Here is a 19,085-nt window from a genome sequence, read left to right as displayed (position 1 = left end):
CAGATCTCCTGATCTCGGAAGCGGGGTGCGGATGCCGCCGGTCGAGGCCCTCGGCTGTGCCCGGGGCGTCCGCTGTCAGGCCAGCAGCGCCTGGACCCGTGCCCGCACCGCGGCGGCGAGCTCATCCGCGGGACGCGAGGCGTCGAGCACCAGGAACCTCTGGGGCTCCGCCGCCGCGAGCGCCAGGAACTCCTCGCGCACCCGCGCGTGGAAGTGCTCCTTCTCGGCCTCCAGGCGATCGAACGGCTTGTCGTCGGCGTCGAGGCGGGCACGCGCGGCGACCGGGTCGAGGTCGAGCAGCACCGTGAGGTCGGGGAGGAGTCCCTCCGCCGCCCACAGCGAGAGGTCGCGCACCTCGTCGCGTCCGAGCACCCGTCCCGCACCCTGGTACGCGACCGACGAATCGAGGTAGCGGTCCTGGATCACGACCTCGCCGCGGGCGAGCGCGGGACGGACGAGGGTCTCGATGTGGTGCGCACGGTCGGCGGCGTACAGCAGCGCTTCGGCCCGCGGTGACACCTCGCCGCGGTGGTGCAGCACGATGTCGCGGATCAGCACCCCCACCTCGGTGCCGCCGGGCTCGCGCGTGCGCACGACGGTGCGCCCGGCATCCGTCAGCCACTCCTCCAGGAGCCTGGCCTGGGTCGTCTTGCCGACGCCGTCGCCACCCTCGAAGGTGATGAACAGTCCGGTGGCGGTCACTTCTTCGCCGCGGGCTTGCGCGTCGTGGTGCGACGCGCGGCCGGACGCTTGGCGGGCCCCTTCGCGCGCTTGTCGGCGAGCAGCTGCACGGCGCGCTCGAACGTGACCTCCATGGCGTCCTCGCCGCGCGGAATCGTGGCGTTGGTCTCGCCGTCGGTGACGTACGGCCCGAACCGGCCGTCCTTGAGCTTGATCGGCTTGCCGCTGGTGGGGTCGGCCTCGAACTCCTTGAGGGCCGAGCTCGCGCCGCGTGCGCCGTACTTCGGCTGCGCGTACACGGCGAGCGCCTCTTCGAGCGTGATGTCGAAGATCTGCTGCTCGCTCTGCAGCGTGCGCGAGTCGGTGCCCTTCTTGAGGTACGGGCCGTAACGACCGTTCTGGGCCGTGATCGGGACCTCGGTCTCGGGGTCGATGCCGACGGTGCGCGGCAGGTCGAGGAGCTTCAGCGCCGTCTCGAGGTCGATCGTGTCGACCGACATCGACTTGAACAGCGACGCCGTGCGCGGCTTGGGCGCCGCCTCCTTCTTGGCACCGCGCTTCTTCGGAGCCGGCTCGGGCTCGACGGCGACGACCTCGCCGGTGGCCTCGTCGACCTCTTCCGCCGCGGGCGGGTCGGTCTCTTGCACGTACGGACCGAAGCGGCCGTCCTTCACCACGACGAGCTTGCCGTTGGCCGGGTTCTCGCCCAGGACGCGGTCGCCCGCGACCGGGGCGTCGATGAGCACCTGGGCCTTCGCGGGTGTGAGCTCGTCGGGTGCGAGGTCTTCGGGGATGTTGACGCGGCGGGGCTCCCCGGTCGGGTTCGCAGGGTCCGGGACCTCGAGGTACGGGCCGTACTTTCCGAAGCGGAGCGTCGCGACGTCGCCGATCGGCGTGGAGTTGAGGGCACGTGCGTCGATCTCGCCGAGGTTGTCGACGATGTTGCGCAGCCCGACGTGGTCGCTCGAGCCGAAGTAGAACTCCCGCAACCAGTCCTGGCGCTTCTGCTCGCCTCGCGCGATGGCGTCGAGGTCGTCCTCGAGGGCCGCCGTGAAGTCGTAGTCGACGAGGTCGGCGAAGTGCTGCTCCAGCAGGCGCACGACGCTGAAGGCGAGCCAGCTCGGGATGAGGGCCTGCCCGCGCTTGGTGACGTACCCCCGGTTCAGGATCACGTCGATGATGCTCGCGAAGGTCGACGGGCGGCCGATGCCCTTCTCTTCGAGCGCCTTGACCAGCGAGGCCTCCGTGTAGCGGGGCTTGGGGCTGGTCGCATGCCCCTTGGGCTCGACGTCGCGCAGGCGCAGCACATCGCCCACCGCCATGGCGGGCAGCGATTGGTCGTCGGACTTGTCGGCGTCGCTGCGCTTCTCGTCACGGCCTTCTTCGTACGCCTCGAGGAAGCCCTTGAACGTGTACACGGTGCCGGACGCGGTGAACTCGGCGCGCCGACCCCCCGCCGTCACCTCGAGCGTGACGGTGGTCGTCTCGTACTTCGCGTCCGACATCTGGCTGGCCATCGTGCGCTTCCAGATGAGGTCGTACAGCCGCAGCTCGTCGCGGTCCAGCTCGCCCGAGACCGACGAGGGCGTGCGGAAGCGCTCGCCGGACGGCCGGATCGCCTCGTGCGCCTCCTGCGCGTTCTTGCTGTTGTTGCGGTAGCTGCGCGGGTTCAGCGGCACCGATTCCGCGCCGTACATCGCGACGGCCTGCTCGCGCGCGGCCTGCACGGCCTGCGTCGACAGCGCCGTCGAGTCGGTGCGCATATAAGTGATGAAGCCCTTCTCGTACAGTCGCTGCGCGACGCCCATGGCGTGCTTGGCGCTCATCGAGAGCTTGCGCCCGGCCTCCTGCTGCAGGGTCGAGGTCGTGAACGGGGGCTTCGGGCTGCGGGTTCCCGGCTTGGATTCGAGAGCCGTGACGGATGCCTCGGCCGCCGCCTCGATGGCGGCCGCGAGTTCGCGCACCTGCGCCTCGTCGAGCACCACGACGGCCTTCTTGAGCTGGCCGCGGTCGTCGAAGTCGGTGCCGCGGGCGAGGACGGCGCCGTCGACGCGCGCCAGACGCGTCGAGAAGGACTCGTCGAGGCCCTGCGGACGGTTCGGGGCGGCGAGCGCCTCGATGTCCCAGTAGGACGCCGACACGAAGGCCATGCGCTCGCGCTCGCGATCGACGACGAGGCGCGTCGCGGCCGACTGCACACGGCCGGCCGACGTGCCCTGCTGCACCTTGTACCAGAGCACCGGGCTGACGTCCCACCCGTAGAGGCGGTCGAGGATGCGGCGGGTCTCCTGCGCGTCGACGAGCGCGAGGTCGAGTTCGCGCGTGTTGCCGACGGCGGCCTGGATCGCGTCCTTGGTGATCTCGTGGAACACCATGCGCTTGACCGGGACCTTCGGCTTCAAGGTCTGCAGCAGGTGCCACGCGATGGCCTCGCCCTCGCGGTCCTCATCGGTTGCGAGCAGGAGCTCGTCAGCCCCCTTCAGCGCGCGCTTGAGCTCGGCGACGGTCTTCTTGCCGCGCTCGCTCTCGACGTAGTACGGGTCGAAGCCGTTGTCGATGTCGATCGAGTACTTCCCGTAGGCCTCCTTCTTGTCGGCCGGGATGTCTCTCTTGTCTGCGAGGTCGCGGATGTGGCCGACCGAGCTGAGCACCTCGTAGCCATCGCCGAGATACCCCTGGATCGACTTCATCTTCGTCGGAGACTCGACGATGACGAGCTTCTTGCCTTCTGCCAACGGGGGCGTCCTTTCTTCGTCGCACACCATACACGCCACTTAACGGTGTGCGGGCTGTGAGGATCGGATCACGGCGGGGGCCCCGCCCGTGCGGAGGCGCGGGCGACGAGGGGGCCGAAGCGCATCTCCACGGTCACGGTGGCGACCAGTTCATCGAGGTCGCACACGGCAAGGCCGGCACCGAAAGCGGCCGTGACCTCGCTCGCACGTTCGCACGGGACGCCCGGCACGGCTCCCGATGCCGCGTCCGCGGCGGCGAGCGCGCCGGCGTCCGCCGCGCCGGCGAGCCGCTGCCCCACGACCGACGCCGTGCCGACCGCGGCCAGCCCGCCGGTGAGGATCATCGCGCCGGCGATGATGCCGACCGCGGCCATCGACCCTGCCATCAGCAGCCCCCGGCCTCGGGCGCTCCGTCATCGCCGCGAAGGCTCACAGTCCACCCGCAAGGGCGCAGCCCGACGCACTCACGCGGAGTCCCAGCATCGCCGGCGCCGTGGCCGTGACGCACACGAGGTCGCCGCGGGGCGAGATCTCGACGGATGCCTCGCCCACGGCCGCCACGACGGCCCCGATCACACGCGATGCCGGCTCGCCGCGTGCGCTCAGGCGGGCGGCATCCGCCACCGCGTCCTGCAGGCGCACCTGGCGAGACGCGCCGGCGAGCGCCGCGACGCCGAGCGCGAGCACCACCGTGACGGCGGGAAGGGCGATCGCGAACTCGGCGACGACCGAGCCGTGCTCGTCGGGACGCCATCGGCGCCGATCGTCGCCGGTCCGCGTCCTCATCAGGCGACCGTGAGCGCCCGGCGGATGAGATCGGTCAGGATGCCGCGCACCTCGTCCGATCTCATGATGACGACCAGCAGCCCCGCGAAGGCGACGGCCGCCATGGTCGCAATGGCGTACTCCGCGGTCGCGGCGCCGGTGTCGTCGGGTCCTCGGCCGTGCGCGTCCGTCGGGCGGAACAGCCGCTCCGCGCGTCGGCGGGTGAGGAGGGGAAGGGGATGGGTGGGTCGAGGGGACATCGGTTCTCCGTTCAGTGGATGGAATCGGGCACGAGCGGGTCAGAGCGACAGCGACATGGTCGACATGACGCTCAGCAGCATGGGGGCGACGCCGAGGAGCAGGAAGGCGGGGAGCGTGCACACCCCGAGCGGGACGAGCAGGCGGGACGCGAGCTTCGCGGCGCGGAGGCGTCCGTCCACCCGTGCGCGGTGGCGGGCGTGCGCGGCGGACGCACGCAGCAGCTCGACCGCGGGGACGCCGGCCGAGCGCGACAGTGCCAGCACCGTGTCCAGATCGTCGGCGGCGGGGGACGACGTACCCGCGGCCGGCGCCGCCGGCGCGCGGACCGACGCCTCCGGCTGCCGCAGGGCCGCCGCCTCGGCCACCACCGCGCGAGCCCGTTCGATCGAGACGCCGCCGGTGAGCGCGATCGCGACCAGCTCGGCCTCCAGCCCCGGCACGCCCTCCGCCTGTCGCGCAGCGCGGACGAGCCGCGTGGTCCAGCGCTGCGCGACGACGATGAGCACGGCACCGGCCACGAGACACGCGATGCCCAGCGGTGTCGTCACGAGGGTGCCGAGGGTGTCGAACCCCAGCGCGACCCCGAGACCCACGGCCAGCAGCGGCAGCCAGCCCATGAGCCGGGCTGTGCCCGCCGGCTCGGCGAGCGCCACCCGCACGTCGTCCGCCGCCTGCTGCGCATCGCTCAGGGCTCCGGCGAGACTGCGCAGGCAGACCGCGAGCGGCGCGCCGACCGTCGTCGCGACCTGGTAGGCGACAGCCACCTCGCACCAGGCGCCGCCGCCGGCGCGCGCGATCGCCGTCGCGAGCGGGATCTCGCGCGACACAGCGGCAACGACGCGCGCGGCGGCCTCGTCGCCGGCCTGGGCCAGGTGCGTCCAGGCGCGCGCCGGCGCGACGCCCGCCTGCAGCAGCACCGCCAGTCGCAGCACGGTCGCGGCGACAACCTCGGCACCGGGCTCGCGCACCGCGCCAGGTCGCCGGCGGAGCCGCAGCGCGCGGCCCCGTGACGCGGCCGCGCTCACGATCCGTCTCCGTCGACCGGTTCCATCGCCAGACGCCCCGCCGCGTCGACGGCCGGCCGGCCGATCGCCGCGATCCGGCGGATGCCGTCGCGTCCGCGCTCGACATGCACGACCAGGTCGATCGCGCTCGCGACCTGCCGCGCGAGCGCGAGGTCGTCGAGCCCTGCGAGCGCGCCGAGCGCCTCCAGGCGCGCCGGGACGTCGGGAAGACTGTTCGCGTGCACCGTGCCGGCGCCTCCGTCGTGGCCGGTGTTGAGCGCCGACAGCAGCTCGCGGACCTCCTCGCCGCGGCATTCGCCGACGACGAGCCGGTCCGGTCTCATGCGCAGCGCCTCGCGGACGAGCCGCGCGAGACCGATGCCGCCGGCGCCCTCGAGGTTGGGCTGACGGGCCTCGAGGCGCACGTGGTGCGGGTGCGCGATGCGCAGCTCGGCGACGTCCTCGATCGTGACGATGCGCTCGTGCGCGGGCGCCTCGGAGAGCAGGGCGGCGAGCAGCGTCGTCTTGCCGGCACCGGCCGCGCCGGTGACCAGGAGGTTCGACCGCTGAGCGATGGCGTCGCCGAGCCGGCGACGCACGACATCGTCGAACATGCCCGTCCGGCGCAGGTCGTCCATGCGAGGCGACGTCAGGCGCGGCACGCGGATCGAGATCACGGTGCCTTCGGGCGAGACCGGTGGCAGGACCGCATGGACCCGGATTCCGCCGTCCAGGCGCACGTCCACGCACGGCGCGGCGTCGTCGATGTGCCTGCCGCCGAACGAGATCAGCGACACCGCGAGGTCGCGCACCTCTTCTTCGGTCGCCCGCCACTCTCGTGCGCGCATCGCGCCGGCGCCGCGGTCGACGAACAGTCCCGCGGCTCCGTTCACGAACAGGTCCGTGACCTCGGGATCGTCGAGGTACGCGGCGAAGGGCTGGAGCGAGGGATGCCGCTCCCCCGCGCTCGCACCGGCCGCCGGCGCTCCGCGCGGCGGGTCGAAGGGCTCGCCCACGACCTCACGGGACGCCGCGCCCGTGCCGCCGACCGGGGAGCCGACCAGCATCCCGCGAACGGGGACCGCTCGCGCAGACGCCGCACGCTCGGGCACCCACGTGACTGATGTGGACGCCGCCGTCGACACCGCGCGCGAACCCGGGGCCGCCGCCGCACCGCGGTCGGCGGCATCCACCTCCCGCCCGATCGGCCGCGCGGCAGTGGCGCCCGGGCGGGGTCGGACGGTGAACGGCGTGGACATGATCCGACGCTATGAGCGCCCGCCGTCGCTCGACGGCCGGAACCGGGGATCCGTGGATGACTGCGCGGTGTGCCGGACTGTGGAGGAAGGGCGGTTCGAACGGAACCGCTCCCAGACGAATGAAGGCGGCATCCCATGGGGGGAATGGGATGCCGCCGTGCGCGGACCCGAATTCGGGGGGTGACGTCGGGTGCCGCAATGCCAGAATCGAATGTTCGGCCAACGGTCAGCATAGGGGAGGCAAGGGTCCGAACAAAACGAAAAGGAGAGGATTCTCACTGATATATCGGTTGCGTCGTGCGTCGATGCCGCCACCTACTATCGGGGGTAGTCGCCACCGACCGTCGTGGGTACATTTCCTGGCAGACTCGCCGACATCCCTCGGCATCCCTCAAGCCCGCAAAGGAGCGCGCTCCCATGAGCGAACAGAACCCGATCACGCACGCCGGCAGCAGCCAGATCGACCACCTGCTCACCGAGGATCGGCGTTTCGCGCCCACTCCCGAGTTCGCCGCGAACGCGATCGCGACGGCCGAACTGTACGACCGGGCGAAGGCGGACCGCGAGGGCTTCTGGGCCGAGCAGGCGCGCGAGCTGCACTGGCACAAGCCCTTCGCCGAGGTTCTCGACTGGTCGAACCCTCCCTTCGCGAAGTGGTTCGCCGACGGCGAGCTCAATGTCGCCTACAACTGCCTCGACCGCCACGTCGAAGCCGGCAACGGCGACCGCGTCGCGCTGCTGTGGGAGGGCGAGCCCGGCGACGAGCGCCGCGTCACCTACGCCGAGCTGACCGACGAGGTCAAGCGCCTCGCGAATGTGCTCGAAGGCCTAGGCGTGGGCGCCGGCGATCGCGTCGCGATCTACCTGCCGATGATCCCCGAGGCCGTCGCCTCGATGCTCGCCGTCGCGCGCATCGGTGCGATCCACTCCGTCGTGTTCGGCGGCTTCTCCGCCGACAGCCTGCGCGCCCGCATCGACGACGCCGGCGCGAAGCTCGTGATCACCGCCGACGGCGGCTACCGCAAGGGCAAGGTGTCGGCGCTCAAGCCGGCCGTCGACCTCGCCCTCGGCGACCGCGGCGCGGGCGTCCAGGAGACGGTCGAGCACGTTCTCGTCGTCAAGCGCGGCGGCAACGAGGTGGACTGGACCGAGGGCCGCGACCTCTGGTGGCACGATGTCGTTCCGGCGGCGTCGGCCGAGCACGAGGCGCAGGCGTTCCCGGCCGAGAACCCCCTCTTCATCCTCTACACGTCGGGCACCACCGGAAAGCCCAAGGGCATCCTCCACACCTCGGGCGGGTACCTCACGCAGGCGGCGTTCACGAACAAGGTCGTGCACGACATCCACCCCGAGACCGACGTGTACTGGTGCACCGCCGACATCGGCTGGGTGACCGGCCACACCTACGTCACGTACGGCCCGCTCGCCAACGGCGCCACCCAGGTGCTGTACGAGGGAACGCCCGACGCGCCCCACCCCGGACGCTGGTGGGAGATCGTGCAGAAGTACGGCGTGACGGTGCTCTACACGGCGCCGACCGCGATCCGCTCGTTCATGAAGCTGGGTCGCGCGATCCCCAAGCAGTTCGACCTGTCGTCGCTGCGCCTGCTCGGCTCGGTGGGCGAGCCCATCAACCCCGAGGCCTGGATGTGGTACCGCAAGATCATCGGCGGCAAGACCGCCCCGATCGTCGACACGTGGTGGCAGACCGAGACCGGCGCGATCATGGTCTCGGCCCTCCCGGGCGTCACCGAGACCAAGCCCGGCTCGGCGCAGGTTCCCCTCCCCGGCATCTCGATCGACGTCGTCGACGAGGACGGCACGCACGTCGGCAACGGCAACGGCGGACTGCTCGTCATCACCGAGCCGTGGCCGTCGATGCTGCGCGGCATCTGGGGCGACCCCGAGCGCTTCGTCGAGACGTATTGGGAGAAGTTCCAGAAGCAGGGCTACTACTTCGCCGGTGACGGCGCGCGCCTGGACGACGACGGCGACGTGTGGCTGCTGGGCCGTGTCGACGACGTCATGAACGTGTCGGGCCACCGCCTGTCGACGACCGAGATCGAGTCGGCGCTCGTGGGCAACGAGGCCGTCGCCGAGGCCGCGGTCGTCGGCGCCTCGGACGAGACGACCGGCCAGGCCGTCGTGGCCTTCGTCATCATCAAGCAGTCGTACCTCGACGAGAACCCGGTGGAGGGCCTCGGCGACACGCTGCGCCGGTGGGTCGGCGAGCAGATCGGCCCGATCGCCCGCCCGCGCGACGTCTACATCGTGGGCGAGCTGCCCAAGACCCGCTCCGGCAAGATCATGCGCCGCCTGCTGCGCGACGTCGCCGAGGGCCGCGAGGTCGGCGACACCACGACGCTGGCCGACACCGCGGTCATGTCGGTGATCTCGGCGCAGGTCAAGTAAGAACAAGAAGAGGGGATGCCGCAGCCCAAGGCTGCGGCATCCCCTCTGTCGTCGGCGACGAGCGCGAGGCTCAGGCGAACGAGAAGACGACCTCGACCTCGACGGGTGCATCGAGTGGCAGGACCGGGACGCCCACGGCTGAGCGGGCGTGACGGCCGGCGTCGCCGAAGATCTCGCCCAGCACCTCGCTCGCGCCGTTGATGACGCCCGGCTGGCCGGTGAACTCGGGCACCGAGGCGACGAACCCGGTGACCTTCAGCACGCCTGTGAGGCGGTCGACCCCGCCCACGGCACCGGCGGCAGCGGCGATCGCGTTCAGCGCGCTCTGGCGCGCATAGGCCTTGGCGTCCTCGGCGGGGACGAGCCCGTGGCCCTCGCCCACCTTGCCGGTCGCCGGGAGCGCGCCCGACACCATCGGCAGCTGGCCGGCGGTGTAGACGAGGTCGCCGTGCGCCTTGGCCGGGACGTACGCCGCCACGGGCGGGACGACGGAGGGCAGCTCGATGCCGAGCTCGGCGAGACGCTCGCTGACGGCCACGGTCACTCCCCCTCGAACTGACGGGCGGCCTGCGCCGCGGCATCCAGTCCCGCGTTCTGCTGCCCGCCGCCCGACGGACGCTTGAAGTACGCGACCAGGCCGCCCTCGGGGCCCGGGACGATCTGGACGAGCTCCCAGCCCTGCTTGCCCCAGTTGTTGAGGATCGCGGCCGTGTTGTGGATCAGAAGGGGCGTGGTGAGGTACTCCCACGTCGTCATCGCGACTCCTCAAGTGTGCGCAAAATCAGCGGTGGATGAAGGCTGGGAAACACCTCTGTCGGCTGAGAGTCCTTGATGGATCGCCCAGGTATCTCCCCTACGATCAAGCCTATGCCTGATACCAAACGCACGGCCACCGGCGTGCTCGGCGGACTTGCCGGGCTCGTCGGCCTGAGTGCCGCAGCCGGTGTCCTCATCGCCGCGACCGTCACCCCCGCGGTCGCGATCACGAGCACCGCGGCGGAGCGCGCGATCACGATGTTCGACAATCTGCCGAGCGTCCTCGAGATCGACAAGCTCATGCTCCCCAGCAACTTCTACGCAACCGACCCGGCCACGGGACAGCCGACGCTGCTGACGCAGTTCCTGGAGCAGGACCGGACGCCGGTCGAGTTCGACCAGATCAGCCCCGTCATGTACGACGCGCTGCTGTCGAGTGAGGACCCGCGGTACTACCAGCACGGCGGCATCGATCTGATCGGAACCGCGCGCGCCCTGCTGTCGAACGCCAAAGGCGGCAGCAACACGCAGGGCGCCTCGTCGATCAGCCAGCAGTACGTCAAGAACGTGCTCATCCAGAAGTGCGAGCAGGACGCCAAGACGGTCTACAAGACCGACGACAAGGGCGAGGTCGTCCTCGACGAGACCGGCGCCGCCGTCGTCGAGCTCAGCCGCGACGCCGTGCTGGCGAAGTGCTGGAGCGATGCGACGACCGCCGAGGGCGCGGAGGGCTACACCCGCAAGCTGCAGGAGATGCGCTACGCGATCGCGCTCGAGCAGAAGTACTCCAAGAACGACATCCTGCTCGGCTACATGAACATCGCCAACTGGGGCGGGGTCACCTACGGCATCGAGTCGGCGGCGCGTCAGTACTTCAGCACGTCGGCCGCGAACCTGACGGTCGCGCAGGCCGCGACGCTCGCCGGAATGGTGCAGAACCCCAACAACTTCCGCATCGACAAGCCTGAGGGGTCGATCTGGAGCTCGGACGGCACCACCAGCTTCAACAAGGCCCCGGATGGCGTCATCGATGAGGGCGCCAACCTGGTCGCCCTCGACGAGCTGGTCAAGTCGGGCGAGATCACCGAAGAGCAGAAGTTCGCTGCGGCCGACGGCTACACGTCGACCAAGGTGCGTCAGCTCTATGTGCTCAGCCGCATGCTCGACGACGGCAAGATCACGCGCGAGCAGTACGTCGAGGCGGCGGTATGGCCCATCACGCCCGCCGTCACGCCGCCCAAGACGGGCTGCGTCAACTCCGTGGGCTCGGAGTACTTCTGCCAGTACGTGAAGGACGTCATCCTCAACGACACGGCCTTCGGTGAGACGCGCGAGGACCGTCAGGCGCTCCTGGCTCGCGGCGGCCTCAACGTCTACACGACGCTCGACCCGCGCGTGCAGGCGACCGCGCAGAGCGCGATGACGGAGTACGCCCCGTCGGCCGCCGACATGCCGATCGGCCGTACGGTTCCCTCCCCCGGCCGGTTCGGCGCCACCTCCGTCAGCATCGAGGCGACGACCGGGCGCATCCTCGCGATCGCCCAGAACACGAAGTTCAGCGAGGACGCCGCGCTCTCGAGCGACCCCAACTACTCGTCGCTCGTCTTCGCTGGGGACCTGACCTACGGCAACTCGCGAGGATTCCCCGCGGGCTCGACGTTCAAGCTCTTCACCCTCGTGGACTGGCTCGAGAAGGGCCATTCCGTCAACGAGACGCTCAACGGAACGCTGCACGTGTTCAAGAAGATGAAGAACTCGTGCGAGGGCGACTGGCACAACACCACGAACGATCTCATCAAGAACTTCGGCGGCAACAAGGGCTACATGGGCACGCCCATGCGATTCACGAAGGACTCGCTCAACACGGGGTTCTTCGCCATGGCCGAGAAGCTCGACCTGTGCGACATCAAGAACGTCGCGACGCGCATGGGTGTGACGCAGGGCAACGGCAAAGAGGTCTCGATGACCAACCTCAACTCGATCATCGGCACCAACTTCGTGTCGCCGATGGCGATGGCCGAGGCGTACGCCACCATCGCCAACAACGGCGTGTACTGCCAGCCGCAGGCGATCGACCGCGTCACCGACGACAAGGGGAACGAACTGCCCAAGCCGCAGCGCGCGTGCTCGCAGGTGATCGCCCCCAACGTCGCGGCGACGGCGGCCTACGCCCTGCAGGGCGTGCTGGCCAGCGGCGGCAGCGGCGCGCAGGCCAACCCCGGCGACCGCACGCCCGTCCTCGGCAAGACCGGTACGCACGAAGAGATCACGACCTGGATGGTCCAGTCGAGCTCGCGCGTGTCGACGGCGACCTGGGTCGGCAACGTCGACGGCGGCGGCGACATCACCAAGACGCGCTACAACGGCTGGACGCTGAACCAGATCCGCTTCCCGATCTCGAAGGCGATCCAGCGGACGGTCGACGAGGCGTATCCCGGTGAGGCCTTCGCCAAGCCCGACGACGCCCTCACCAAGGTGCAGATGGTCCAGCTGCCCAACGTGCTCGGCATGACGATGGATGCGGCCAAGGCTCAGCTCGAGGAGGCCGGATTCACCGTCGAGATCGGACCCGAGGTCGACTCCAACCAGCCGGCCGGGTCGGTCGGCGCGCAGAACCCCGGCGCGGGCGAGGTCGCGGGTGGCACCACCGTCACGATCAACCCCAGCAACGGGCAGGGCATCTCGGTCCCGGACGTCTCAGGGCGCTCGCTCGAAGACGCCAAACGGGCGCTGCGCCAGGCCGGCTTCGGCAACGTGAGCGACGGGACCTGCACCGTGAACGACGCGGCGAAGGATCCGCGGGCCACGGGCACGAACCCGGCGACCGGCACCGTCGTGAACCGCAATGCCTCGATCACCGTCGACTACGCCGCAGCCGACTGCGGCGGCGGTGGTGGCGGCGGCCGCGGCGGCGGTAACGGCTAGTGCCGACGGCATCCACGCGCACCGCCCTCACCGTGCTCGGCACGGTGGGGGCGGTCGGTGTCGGCGCCGCGGTGTGGGGCATCGGCATCGAGCGCTACCTCTTCACCCTCCGCATCCACGAGGTCCCGGTGCTCCCCGAGGGCGCCGCTCCCCTGCGGGTGCTGCACCTGTCGGACGCCCACATGGCTCCCTGGCAGCACCGCAAGCAGCGGTGGATCGCCGCGCTCGCCGAGCTCCAGCCCGACCTGATCGTCAACACCGGCGACAACATGGGCCACGAGGACGGCCTGCGCGGCCTGCGCAGCGCGTATGACCCGCTGCGGGGCATCCCCGGATTCTTCGTCCACGGGTCGAACGACCACGCGGCTCCCTCGCCGCGCAACCCGCTGAAGTACTTCACGGGGCCATCGAAGGTGAAGCACACGGCGGAGCCGCTCGACACCGACGCGCTCGACCGTTATCTCACCGACGAGCTCGGCTGGCTCGACCTCAACAACCGGACCGGATCCGTGGATGCCGGCGGCCTGCGCATCGGCGGGTTCGGCGTGAGCGACGCCCACCGCGGGTGGGACCGGCTCGAGGTGCTGCCGGAGCTCGTGGCCGCCATGGACCCGCGTGATCTCACGATAGGCGTGACCCACGCCCCGTACCGCCGCGTGCTGGACGACTTCGTGGACCTCGGCGCGGAGGCGATCTTCGCCGGTCACACGCACGGCGGCCAGGTGCGCGTGCCGGGCTTCGGCGCGCTCGTCGCGAACTGCGACATTCCGCTGAGGCAGGCGCGCGGACTCAGCGAATGGACGCACCTGGGGAACACGGTGCCACTCAACGTGAGCGCGGGCCTCGGCCACTCGATCTACGCACCGGTGCGCTTCGCGTGCCGTCCCGAAGCCACGCTTCTCACGCTGATCCCCCGGCGTGGTCAACAGCACCCCTGACGATCGGTTAGACTCGGAGGGTTGCAAAACGGGGTGTGGCGCAGCTTGGTAGCGCGCTTCGTTCGGGACGAAGAGGCCGCAGGTTCAAATCCTGTCACCCCGACCACAGAGGCTCCGCCGGAAGGCGGAGCCTCTTCCATGAAAGGACCGGCTTCGTGGCAGACAGCTTCATCCCCCGACTCGTCGCGTTCGACCTCGACGACACGCTGGCGCCGTCCAAGAGCCCCATCGACGCACGCATCGGCGAGCTGCTGGTCGCGCTGGCCGAACGCGTCGAGGTCGCCGTCATCTCGGGCGGCCAGCTCGCGCAGTTCACGACGCAGGTCGTCGACAGGCTCCCTGCCGAGGCCACCGACGCGCGCACCCGTCTGCACCTGCTGCCCACGTGCGGCACGCAGTACTACCGTCTGTCGGCCGACGCCGTCGTCACGATCTACCAGCGGTCGCTGACCGACGACCAGAAGGCGCGCGCGCTCGCCGCCGTCGAGGGCGAGGCCCGCCGCCTCGGCCTGTGGGAGTCCGAGACGTGGGGCGAGATCCTCGAGGATCGCGGCTCGCAGATCACCTTCTCGGCCCTCGGGCAGAAGGCTCCTGTCTCCGCGAAGTCGGCATGGGATCCGACGGGCGAGAAGAAGAACGCGCTGCGCGCGGCCGTCGCCGCGCTTCTGCCCGACCTGGAGGTCCGCTCCGGCGGCTCGACCTCGGTCGACATCACCGAGCGCGGCATCGACAAGGCCTACGGCATGCGCCAGCTCGCCGAGCAGACCGGCATCAGCCTCGACGACATGCTGTTCGTCGGCGACCGCCTCGACCCCGACGGCAACGACTACCCCGTCCTCGCCATGGGCGTGCGCTGCCACGCTGTCGACGGCTGGGAAGACACCGTCACGTACCTCGAGGCGCTGATCCCCACGCTTCCCGTCCGCGTCTGACGCGTCCCGCTCGCCGGTCGTTGAGCGAAGCGAGGAACGAGCGAAGACGAAACGCGCCTGACCTTCAGCGAGGTCAGGCGCGTTTCGTCTTCGGGCGTCGGAGAGCCCTCCGCTCGACGACCGGGTGACAGCGTCAGGCCTTGGCGCGCGACGCAGCGGGCTTCGCCGGGCGGGAGGCCGCGGCATCCCCCTTCGCAGCGGTCTTCGCGGCGGCCGAGGCGGAAGCCGAACCGGCCGTCGCGCGCGGCGCACGCGGGCGCGACGCAGCGGTTTCGGCCGCTGCGGCGACCGGCGCCGCGACGGGCACGAGGCGCTGCAGCTGCGTGACGTGGCGCGGCTCGAGCTCGGCGATCGACGAGACGCCCAGGAGCTTCATGGTGCGCTCGATCTCGCTGCGCAGGATCGCGATGGTGCGGTCGACGCCCTGGCGTCCGCCGGCCATGAGGCCGTAGAGGTACGCGCGCCCGATCAGCGTGAACTTGGCGCCGAGGGCGATCGAGGCGACGATGTCGGCGCCGTTCATGATGCCGGTGTCGACCATCACGGTGGCATCGCGGCCGACCTCGCGGACGACCTCGGGCAGCAGGCGGAACGGGATCGGGGCACGGTCGAGCTGGCGCCCGCCGTGGTTGGACAGGATGATGCCGTCGACGCCGGCGTCGATGAGCCGCTTGGAGTCGGCGACGTTCTGCACGCCCTTCACGACGATCTTGCCCGGCCAGATGTCGCGGATGATCGCGAGGTCGTCGTAGCTGATGGTGGGGTCCATGGCCGCGTCGAGCAGCTCGCCGACGGTGCCGCCGGTCGTCGACAGCGACGCGAACTCCAGCTTCGGAGTGGTCAGGAAGTCGTACCACCACCACGGCCGCGGGATCGCGTTGACGATCGTGCCGAGCGTGAGCTGCGGCGGGATCGAGAACCCGTTGCGCTTGTCGCGCAGTCGCGCGCCCGCGACCGGCGTGTCGACCGTGAACTGCAGCGTGTCGAAGCCCGCGGCGGCGGCCCGGCGGGCGAGCCCGTACGAGATCTCGCGATCGCGCATGACGTACAGCTGGAACCAGTTGCGGCCGTTGGGGTTCGCGGCCTTGACGCCCTCGATCGACGTCGTGCCGAGCGTCGAGAGGGTGAACGGGATGCCGGCGGCCCCGGCGGCACCGGCACCGGCGACCTCGCCCTCGGTCTGCATGAGGCGCGTGAATCCCGTGGGCGCGATGCCGAACGGCATGGCCGACGGGCCGCCCAGGATCTCGGTCGACAGGTCGACGCGCTCGGCCGGGCGCAGCACGTCGGGGTGGAACTCGACGTCCTCGAACGCCTGGCGGGCGCGCGCCAGCGACAGCTCGCCCTCTGCGGCGCCGTCGGTGTAGTCGAACGCGGCCTTGGGCGTGCGGCGCTTGGCGATCTTGCGCAGGTCGTAGATCGTGAGCGCGGCGTCCAGGCGGCGCTTGCGCGCATCGAGCTCGGGCTTCTTGAACTGCATGAGCTCGAGCAGCTCTGCGGGCTTCGGCAGCTGGCGGGTGACCATCGGGGTACCTCTCCGGTTCAGGGGCGGGTGGGATTCGGGATGCCGGCGGCCGTGGGAGCCAGTCCCGCGGCCTCGTAGTAGCCGGCGATGTGGTCGTGGACGAGCGTGCGCGCGCGAGTGCCGTCGCCGGCGTCCACGGCGTCGAGGATGGCGTGGTGCTCGCTGCGCAGGCGTGCGGCCGCGGCATCCCATTCGACGATCCGGGCAGCACCGGCCTGCACGTACGACTCGATGGCGGTGCGGAGCCCCGCCATCATCGCCGCGATCACGACGTTGCCCGACGCCTCGGCGAGCGCGAGGTGCAGCTGGGCGTCGAGGGCGAGGAACTCGGGGACCGTGAGGTCGTCCGCGTCCATCGCGACGAGGATGTCGCGCGCGTCGGCGGTGGAGCGCGTGGCGTCGGCGGCGAGGGCCTCGACGACGGCCGACTCGAGCACGAGACGGGTGGCGACGACGTCGTCGAACGGAAAGCCCTGTGCGGCCACCTGCAGCCGCAGCAGCGCCGACATGCCGCCCTGGGGCGTCGCGATGATGATCGCGCCGGACGTGGGTCCCGAGCCGGTACCGGTGCGGATGAGACCCATCACCTCGAGGACGCGCAGCGCCTCGCGCACGCTGGAGCGCCCGACGCCGAGCGTCGCCGACAGCTCCCGCTCGGGTGGGAGCCGGTCACCGGGGCGCAGCGTGCCGTCGAGCAGGTCGGTCTCGATCCGCTCGAGCACGACGCGCCAGGCGCGCGCGGCGGGAGCGGCTGCCGCAGCGGGCGACGCGCCGGATCGTGTGGGGGTTCCAGTCACGGATCTCCTCATCCATGTCGGGTCACGGCTGCTGCGCCCTGTGGTCAGGCCACGATAACGTGTGGTCGGACCACAGGCAACCCGCGTGACGCCGGATGTCGTCACGGAGCGGTAGCCTGACCTCATGGATCCCCTCCTCCTCGTGCTGATCGTCGCGGGTGTCGCCGCCGCCTTCTGCTGGATCACGTCCCTCGTGACGAACGAGACGTCGTGGATCGACCGCATCTGGTCGATCGTCCCCGTGATCTACGTGTGGATCTTCGCCGCGGCCGCGCTCATCGCGGGCGCCGACGCGACCCGCCTGGTCGTGATGGCGGTGCTCGTGACGGCGTGGGGCGTGCGGCTCACGTTCAACTTCGCGCGCAAGGGCGGCTACACCGGCATGGAGGACTACCGGTGGGCGATCCTGCGCGGCCGCATGTCGCGGTGGCAGTTCCAGGTGTTCAACCTGCTCTTCATCGTGCTGTTCCAGAGCGCGCTGCTGGTGCTGATCAGCCTGCCCGCGTACATCGCGTGGCAGCATCCCTCACCCTTCAACGGATGGGATGCCGTCTTCTCGCTGCTGTTCGTCGCGTTCCTCGTCGGCGAGACCGTGGCCGACCAGCAGCAGTGGCGGTTCCACCAGGCGAAGAAGGCGGCCGGCGGCACGCTGGAGCCGGGCTTCCTCACGACGGGACTGTTCGCCTACAGCCGCCACCCCAACTTCTTCTTCGAGCAGGCGCAGTGGTGGGCCTTCTACGCCCTCGGAGCCGTGGCCCTCGTCGCCGACGGCGGCAGCTGGCTCAACTGGACGATCGTGGGCGCCGCGCTGCTGACGGTGCTGTTCATCGGTTCCACGGTGTTCACGGAGTCGATCTCGTCGGCCAAGTACCCCGCCTACCGCGACTACCAGCGATCCACGTCGATGCTCGTCCCGCTCCCCCACCGCCGGCGCCCGGCCGCCGAGACGGCCTGAGGCGGGCGAGGCCGGCCCGTCACTCCAGGCGTCCGCCCGAAGCCCGCAGGTAGTCCTCCGCGCACAGCGACTCGTACGTGACGCGCTCGGCGGTCAGCTCGTCGATCGCGACCTGATCGCCGTCGAACACGAACCGGCCACCGACGAGGCGCGCATTGAACAGCGCCTTGCGACCGCACCGGCAGATCGTCTTGAGCTCTTCGAGACTGTGTGCGAGCTCGAGCAGCCGGGCCGACCCGGGGAACGCCTGCGTCTGGAAGTCGGTGCGGATCCCGTACGCCAGCACGGGCACTCCGTCGAGCACGACAATGCGCAGGAGGTCGTCGACCTGCTCGCGCGTGAGGAACTGCGCCTCGTCGATGAGCAGGCACGCGACATCGACGTCGTGCTCGAGGACCTCGGGCACGAGCGTGTCGGCCGCCTCGGCCTTGACCCGCGCACGGTGCTCGGCGAACAGCGCCCGGATGTCGTCCTCCGGTCGCACGAGGAAGTCGACGGTGCGCTTCACGCCGAGGCGGCTGTCGATCTGGTCGGCGCCCTTGGTGTCGATGGCGGGCTTCGCCAGCAGGACGTGCTGGCCGCGCTCCTCATAGTTGTACGCGGCCTGCAGCAGCGAGGTCGACTTGCCCGAGTTCATCGCGCCATAACGGAAGTAGAGCTTGGCCACGGATCGAGCGTAGTCGGTGGCCGGCGCAGCCTCATGCGACGGGGGTGCCGCGCTCCCAGGCCTCGATGCCGCCCGGAGTCTCGACGAACGTCGGGCCCGGCCGAGCGGTGTCGGGCAGCTGCGCGAGCCACGCCGGGTCGCGCCGGGTCACCTTGGCGCGCAGGTGCGAGAGCTCGAATGCGAGCTGCCCGGAGGTGACGGGGATGCCGGGGTTCGCGGCATCCCCTCGACGGATGCGCGACGCGTCGAACGAATAGCCGCGCGCATCCGCTTCGAGCCGCAGCGACGTCAGGTAGTGCCCGACGGCGTCGAGCGGCTCGGCGCACGCGCGGAAGCGCTCCAGCTGCGGATGGCGCGTATACCCGCGCGTCGCGCCGGCCAGCACGTTCTGCGCCAGCAGCGCCTCACGCCAGCACGCGACCAGCGCCATCCGGTCGAGGATCGACGGATGCACCGACCACAGCCGCATACGC

At 70.6% G+C, this 19,085-nt stretch carries 18 protein-coding genes and 1 tRNA gene; 6 read left to right on the top strand and 13 right to left on the bottom strand.

The features are described 5' to 3' along the window. Positions 1-75: 75 nt before the first annotated feature. The 7 genes from tmk to JNB62_RS17520 form a co-directional block, all read right to left on the bottom strand. A complete protein-coding gene (gene tmk, locus JNB62_RS17550) occupies positions 76-702 on the bottom strand; it encodes a dTMP kinase (protein WP_220302188.1) in 627 nt (208 codons plus the stop codon). Beyond that, positions 699-3,416, bottom strand: coding sequence for a type I DNA topoisomerase (gene topA, locus JNB62_RS17545; protein ID WP_220302187.1), 2,718 nt, complete (start codon positions 3,414-3,416; stop codon positions 699-701). The genes tmk and topA overlap by 4 nt, the downstream gene beginning before the upstream one ends. Positions 3,417-3,484: 68 nt before the next feature. Beyond that, positions 3,485-3,802 carry an Rv3654c family TadE-like protein gene (locus JNB62_RS17540; protein ID WP_220302186.1) on the bottom strand — a complete coding sequence of 106 codons (318 nt, stop codon included), beginning with the start codon at positions 3,800-3,802 and terminating at the stop codon, positions 3,485-3,487. A gap of 43 nt (positions 3,803-3,845) precedes the next feature. Further along, on the bottom strand, positions 3,846-4,202 hold the full coding sequence (locus tag JNB62_RS17535; protein WP_223231235.1) for a TadE family type IV pilus minor pilin: 357 nt from the start codon (positions 4,200-4,202) through the stop codon (positions 3,846-3,848). Next, entirely contained in the window at positions 4,202-4,441 is a 240-nt protein-coding gene (locus JNB62_RS17530; protein ID WP_220302185.1) for a DUF4244 domain-containing protein, read from the bottom strand. Before JNB62_RS17530 ends, JNB62_RS17535 begins: the two co-directional genes overlap by 1 nt. Before the next feature lie 39 nt (positions 4,442-4,480). Further along, entirely contained in the window at positions 4,481-5,467 is a 987-nt protein-coding gene (locus tag JNB62_RS17525; protein ID WP_374451180.1) for a type II secretion system F family protein, read from the bottom strand. Further along, a complete protein-coding gene (locus tag JNB62_RS17520; RefSeq protein WP_220302210.1) occupies positions 5,464-6,513 on the bottom strand; it encodes a TadA family conjugal transfer-associated ATPase in 1,050 nt (349 codons plus the stop codon). Before JNB62_RS17520 ends, JNB62_RS17525 begins: the two co-directional genes overlap by 4 nt. A 609-nt stretch (positions 6,514-7,122) precedes the next feature. Here JNB62_RS17520 and acs point away from each other — a divergent pair. Further along, positions 7,123-9,117 carry an acetate--CoA ligase gene (gene acs / locus JNB62_RS17515; protein ID WP_220302184.1) on the top strand — a complete coding sequence of 665 codons (1,995 nt, stop codon included), beginning with the start codon at positions 7,123-7,125 and terminating at the stop codon, positions 9,115-9,117. A gap of 70 nt (positions 9,118-9,187) precedes the next feature. Here acs and JNB62_RS17510 read toward each other — a convergent pair whose 3' ends face one another. Both JNB62_RS17510 and JNB62_RS17505 read right to left on the bottom strand, forming a co-directional pair. Further along, positions 9,188-9,655, bottom strand: coding sequence for a RidA family protein (locus JNB62_RS17510; protein WP_220302183.1), 468 nt, complete (start codon positions 9,653-9,655; stop codon positions 9,188-9,190). A 2-nt stretch (positions 9,656-9,657) separates the two neighbouring features. Further along, positions 9,658-9,873 carry a DUF4177 domain-containing protein gene (locus tag JNB62_RS17505; protein ID WP_141893777.1) on the bottom strand — a complete coding sequence of 72 codons (216 nt, stop codon included), beginning with the start codon at positions 9,871-9,873 and terminating at the stop codon, positions 9,658-9,660. Positions 9,874-9,984: 111 nt separating this feature from the next. On the opposite strand from JNB62_RS17505, the gene JNB62_RS17500 reads away from it, so the two are divergent. The 4 genes from JNB62_RS17500 to JNB62_RS17485 all read left to right on the top strand — a co-directional run bounded on the left by JNB62_RS17500 (position 9,985) and on the right by JNB62_RS17485 (position 14,668). After that, positions 9,985-12,798: a transglycosylase domain-containing protein gene (locus tag JNB62_RS17500; RefSeq protein ID WP_220302182.1), complete on the top strand. Its 2,814-nt coding sequence runs from the start codon at positions 9,985-9,987 to the stop codon at positions 12,796-12,798. Further along, on the top strand, positions 12,798-13,736 hold the full coding sequence (locus JNB62_RS17495; RefSeq protein WP_220302181.1) for a metallophosphoesterase: 939 nt from the start codon (positions 12,798-12,800) through the stop codon (positions 13,734-13,736). The genes JNB62_RS17500 and JNB62_RS17495 overlap by 1 nt, the downstream gene beginning before the upstream one ends. A 29-nt stretch (positions 13,737-13,765) precedes the next feature. Then, positions 13,766-13,842 (top strand) — tRNA-Pro (locus JNB62_RS17490). A gap of 49 nt (positions 13,843-13,891) precedes the next feature. Continuing rightward, positions 13,892-14,668: an HAD-IIB family hydrolase gene (locus JNB62_RS17485; RefSeq protein ID WP_220302180.1), complete on the top strand. Its 777-nt coding sequence runs from the start codon at positions 13,892-13,894 to the stop codon at positions 14,666-14,668. A 133-nt stretch (positions 14,669-14,801) separates the two neighbouring features. Here JNB62_RS17485 and JNB62_RS17480 read toward each other — a convergent pair whose 3' ends face one another. Next, positions 14,802-16,193, bottom strand: a complete 1,392-nt coding sequence (locus tag JNB62_RS17480; protein WP_220302179.1) for an alpha-hydroxy acid oxidase — start codon at positions 16,191-16,193, stop codon at positions 14,802-14,804. A gap of 17 nt (positions 16,194-16,210) precedes the next feature. Next, entirely contained in the window at positions 16,211-16,990 is a 780-nt protein-coding gene (locus tag JNB62_RS17475) for a FadR/GntR family transcriptional regulator (protein ID WP_220302178.1), read from the bottom strand. Positions 16,991-17,114: 124 nt separating this feature from the next. Here JNB62_RS17475 and JNB62_RS17470 point away from each other — a divergent pair, with 124 nt between their 5' ends. Then, complete coding sequence (locus JNB62_RS17470) at positions 17,115-17,945, top strand: DUF1295 domain-containing protein (RefSeq protein ID WP_220302177.1); 831 nt, start codon at positions 17,115-17,117, stop codon at positions 17,943-17,945. Positions 17,946-17,964: 19 nt separating this feature from the next. Here JNB62_RS17470 and JNB62_RS17465 read toward each other — a convergent pair whose 3' ends face one another. Continuing rightward, complete coding sequence (locus JNB62_RS17465; RefSeq protein WP_220302176.1) at positions 17,965-18,612, bottom strand: thymidine kinase; 648 nt, start codon at positions 18,610-18,612, stop codon at positions 17,965-17,967. A gap of 31 nt (positions 18,613-18,643) precedes the next feature. Then, the gene (locus JNB62_RS17460; protein WP_220302175.1) at positions 18,644-19,081 is read right to left on the bottom strand and encodes a pyrimidine dimer DNA glycosylase/endonuclease V; all 438 of its coding nucleotides are present in this window, start codon (positions 19,079-19,081) and stop codon (positions 18,644-18,646) included. Positions 19,082-19,085: the final 4 nt, after the last annotated feature.

Source organism: Microbacterium jejuense (genome assembly GCF_019511665.1).
GTDB classification, from domain to species: Bacteria; Actinomycetota; Actinomycetes; order Actinomycetales; family Microbacteriaceae; genus Microbacterium; species Microbacterium jejuense_A.
The sequence above is the reverse complement of the archived record's forward strand: the minus strand, read 5'-3'. Positions and strand labels throughout refer to the sequence as shown.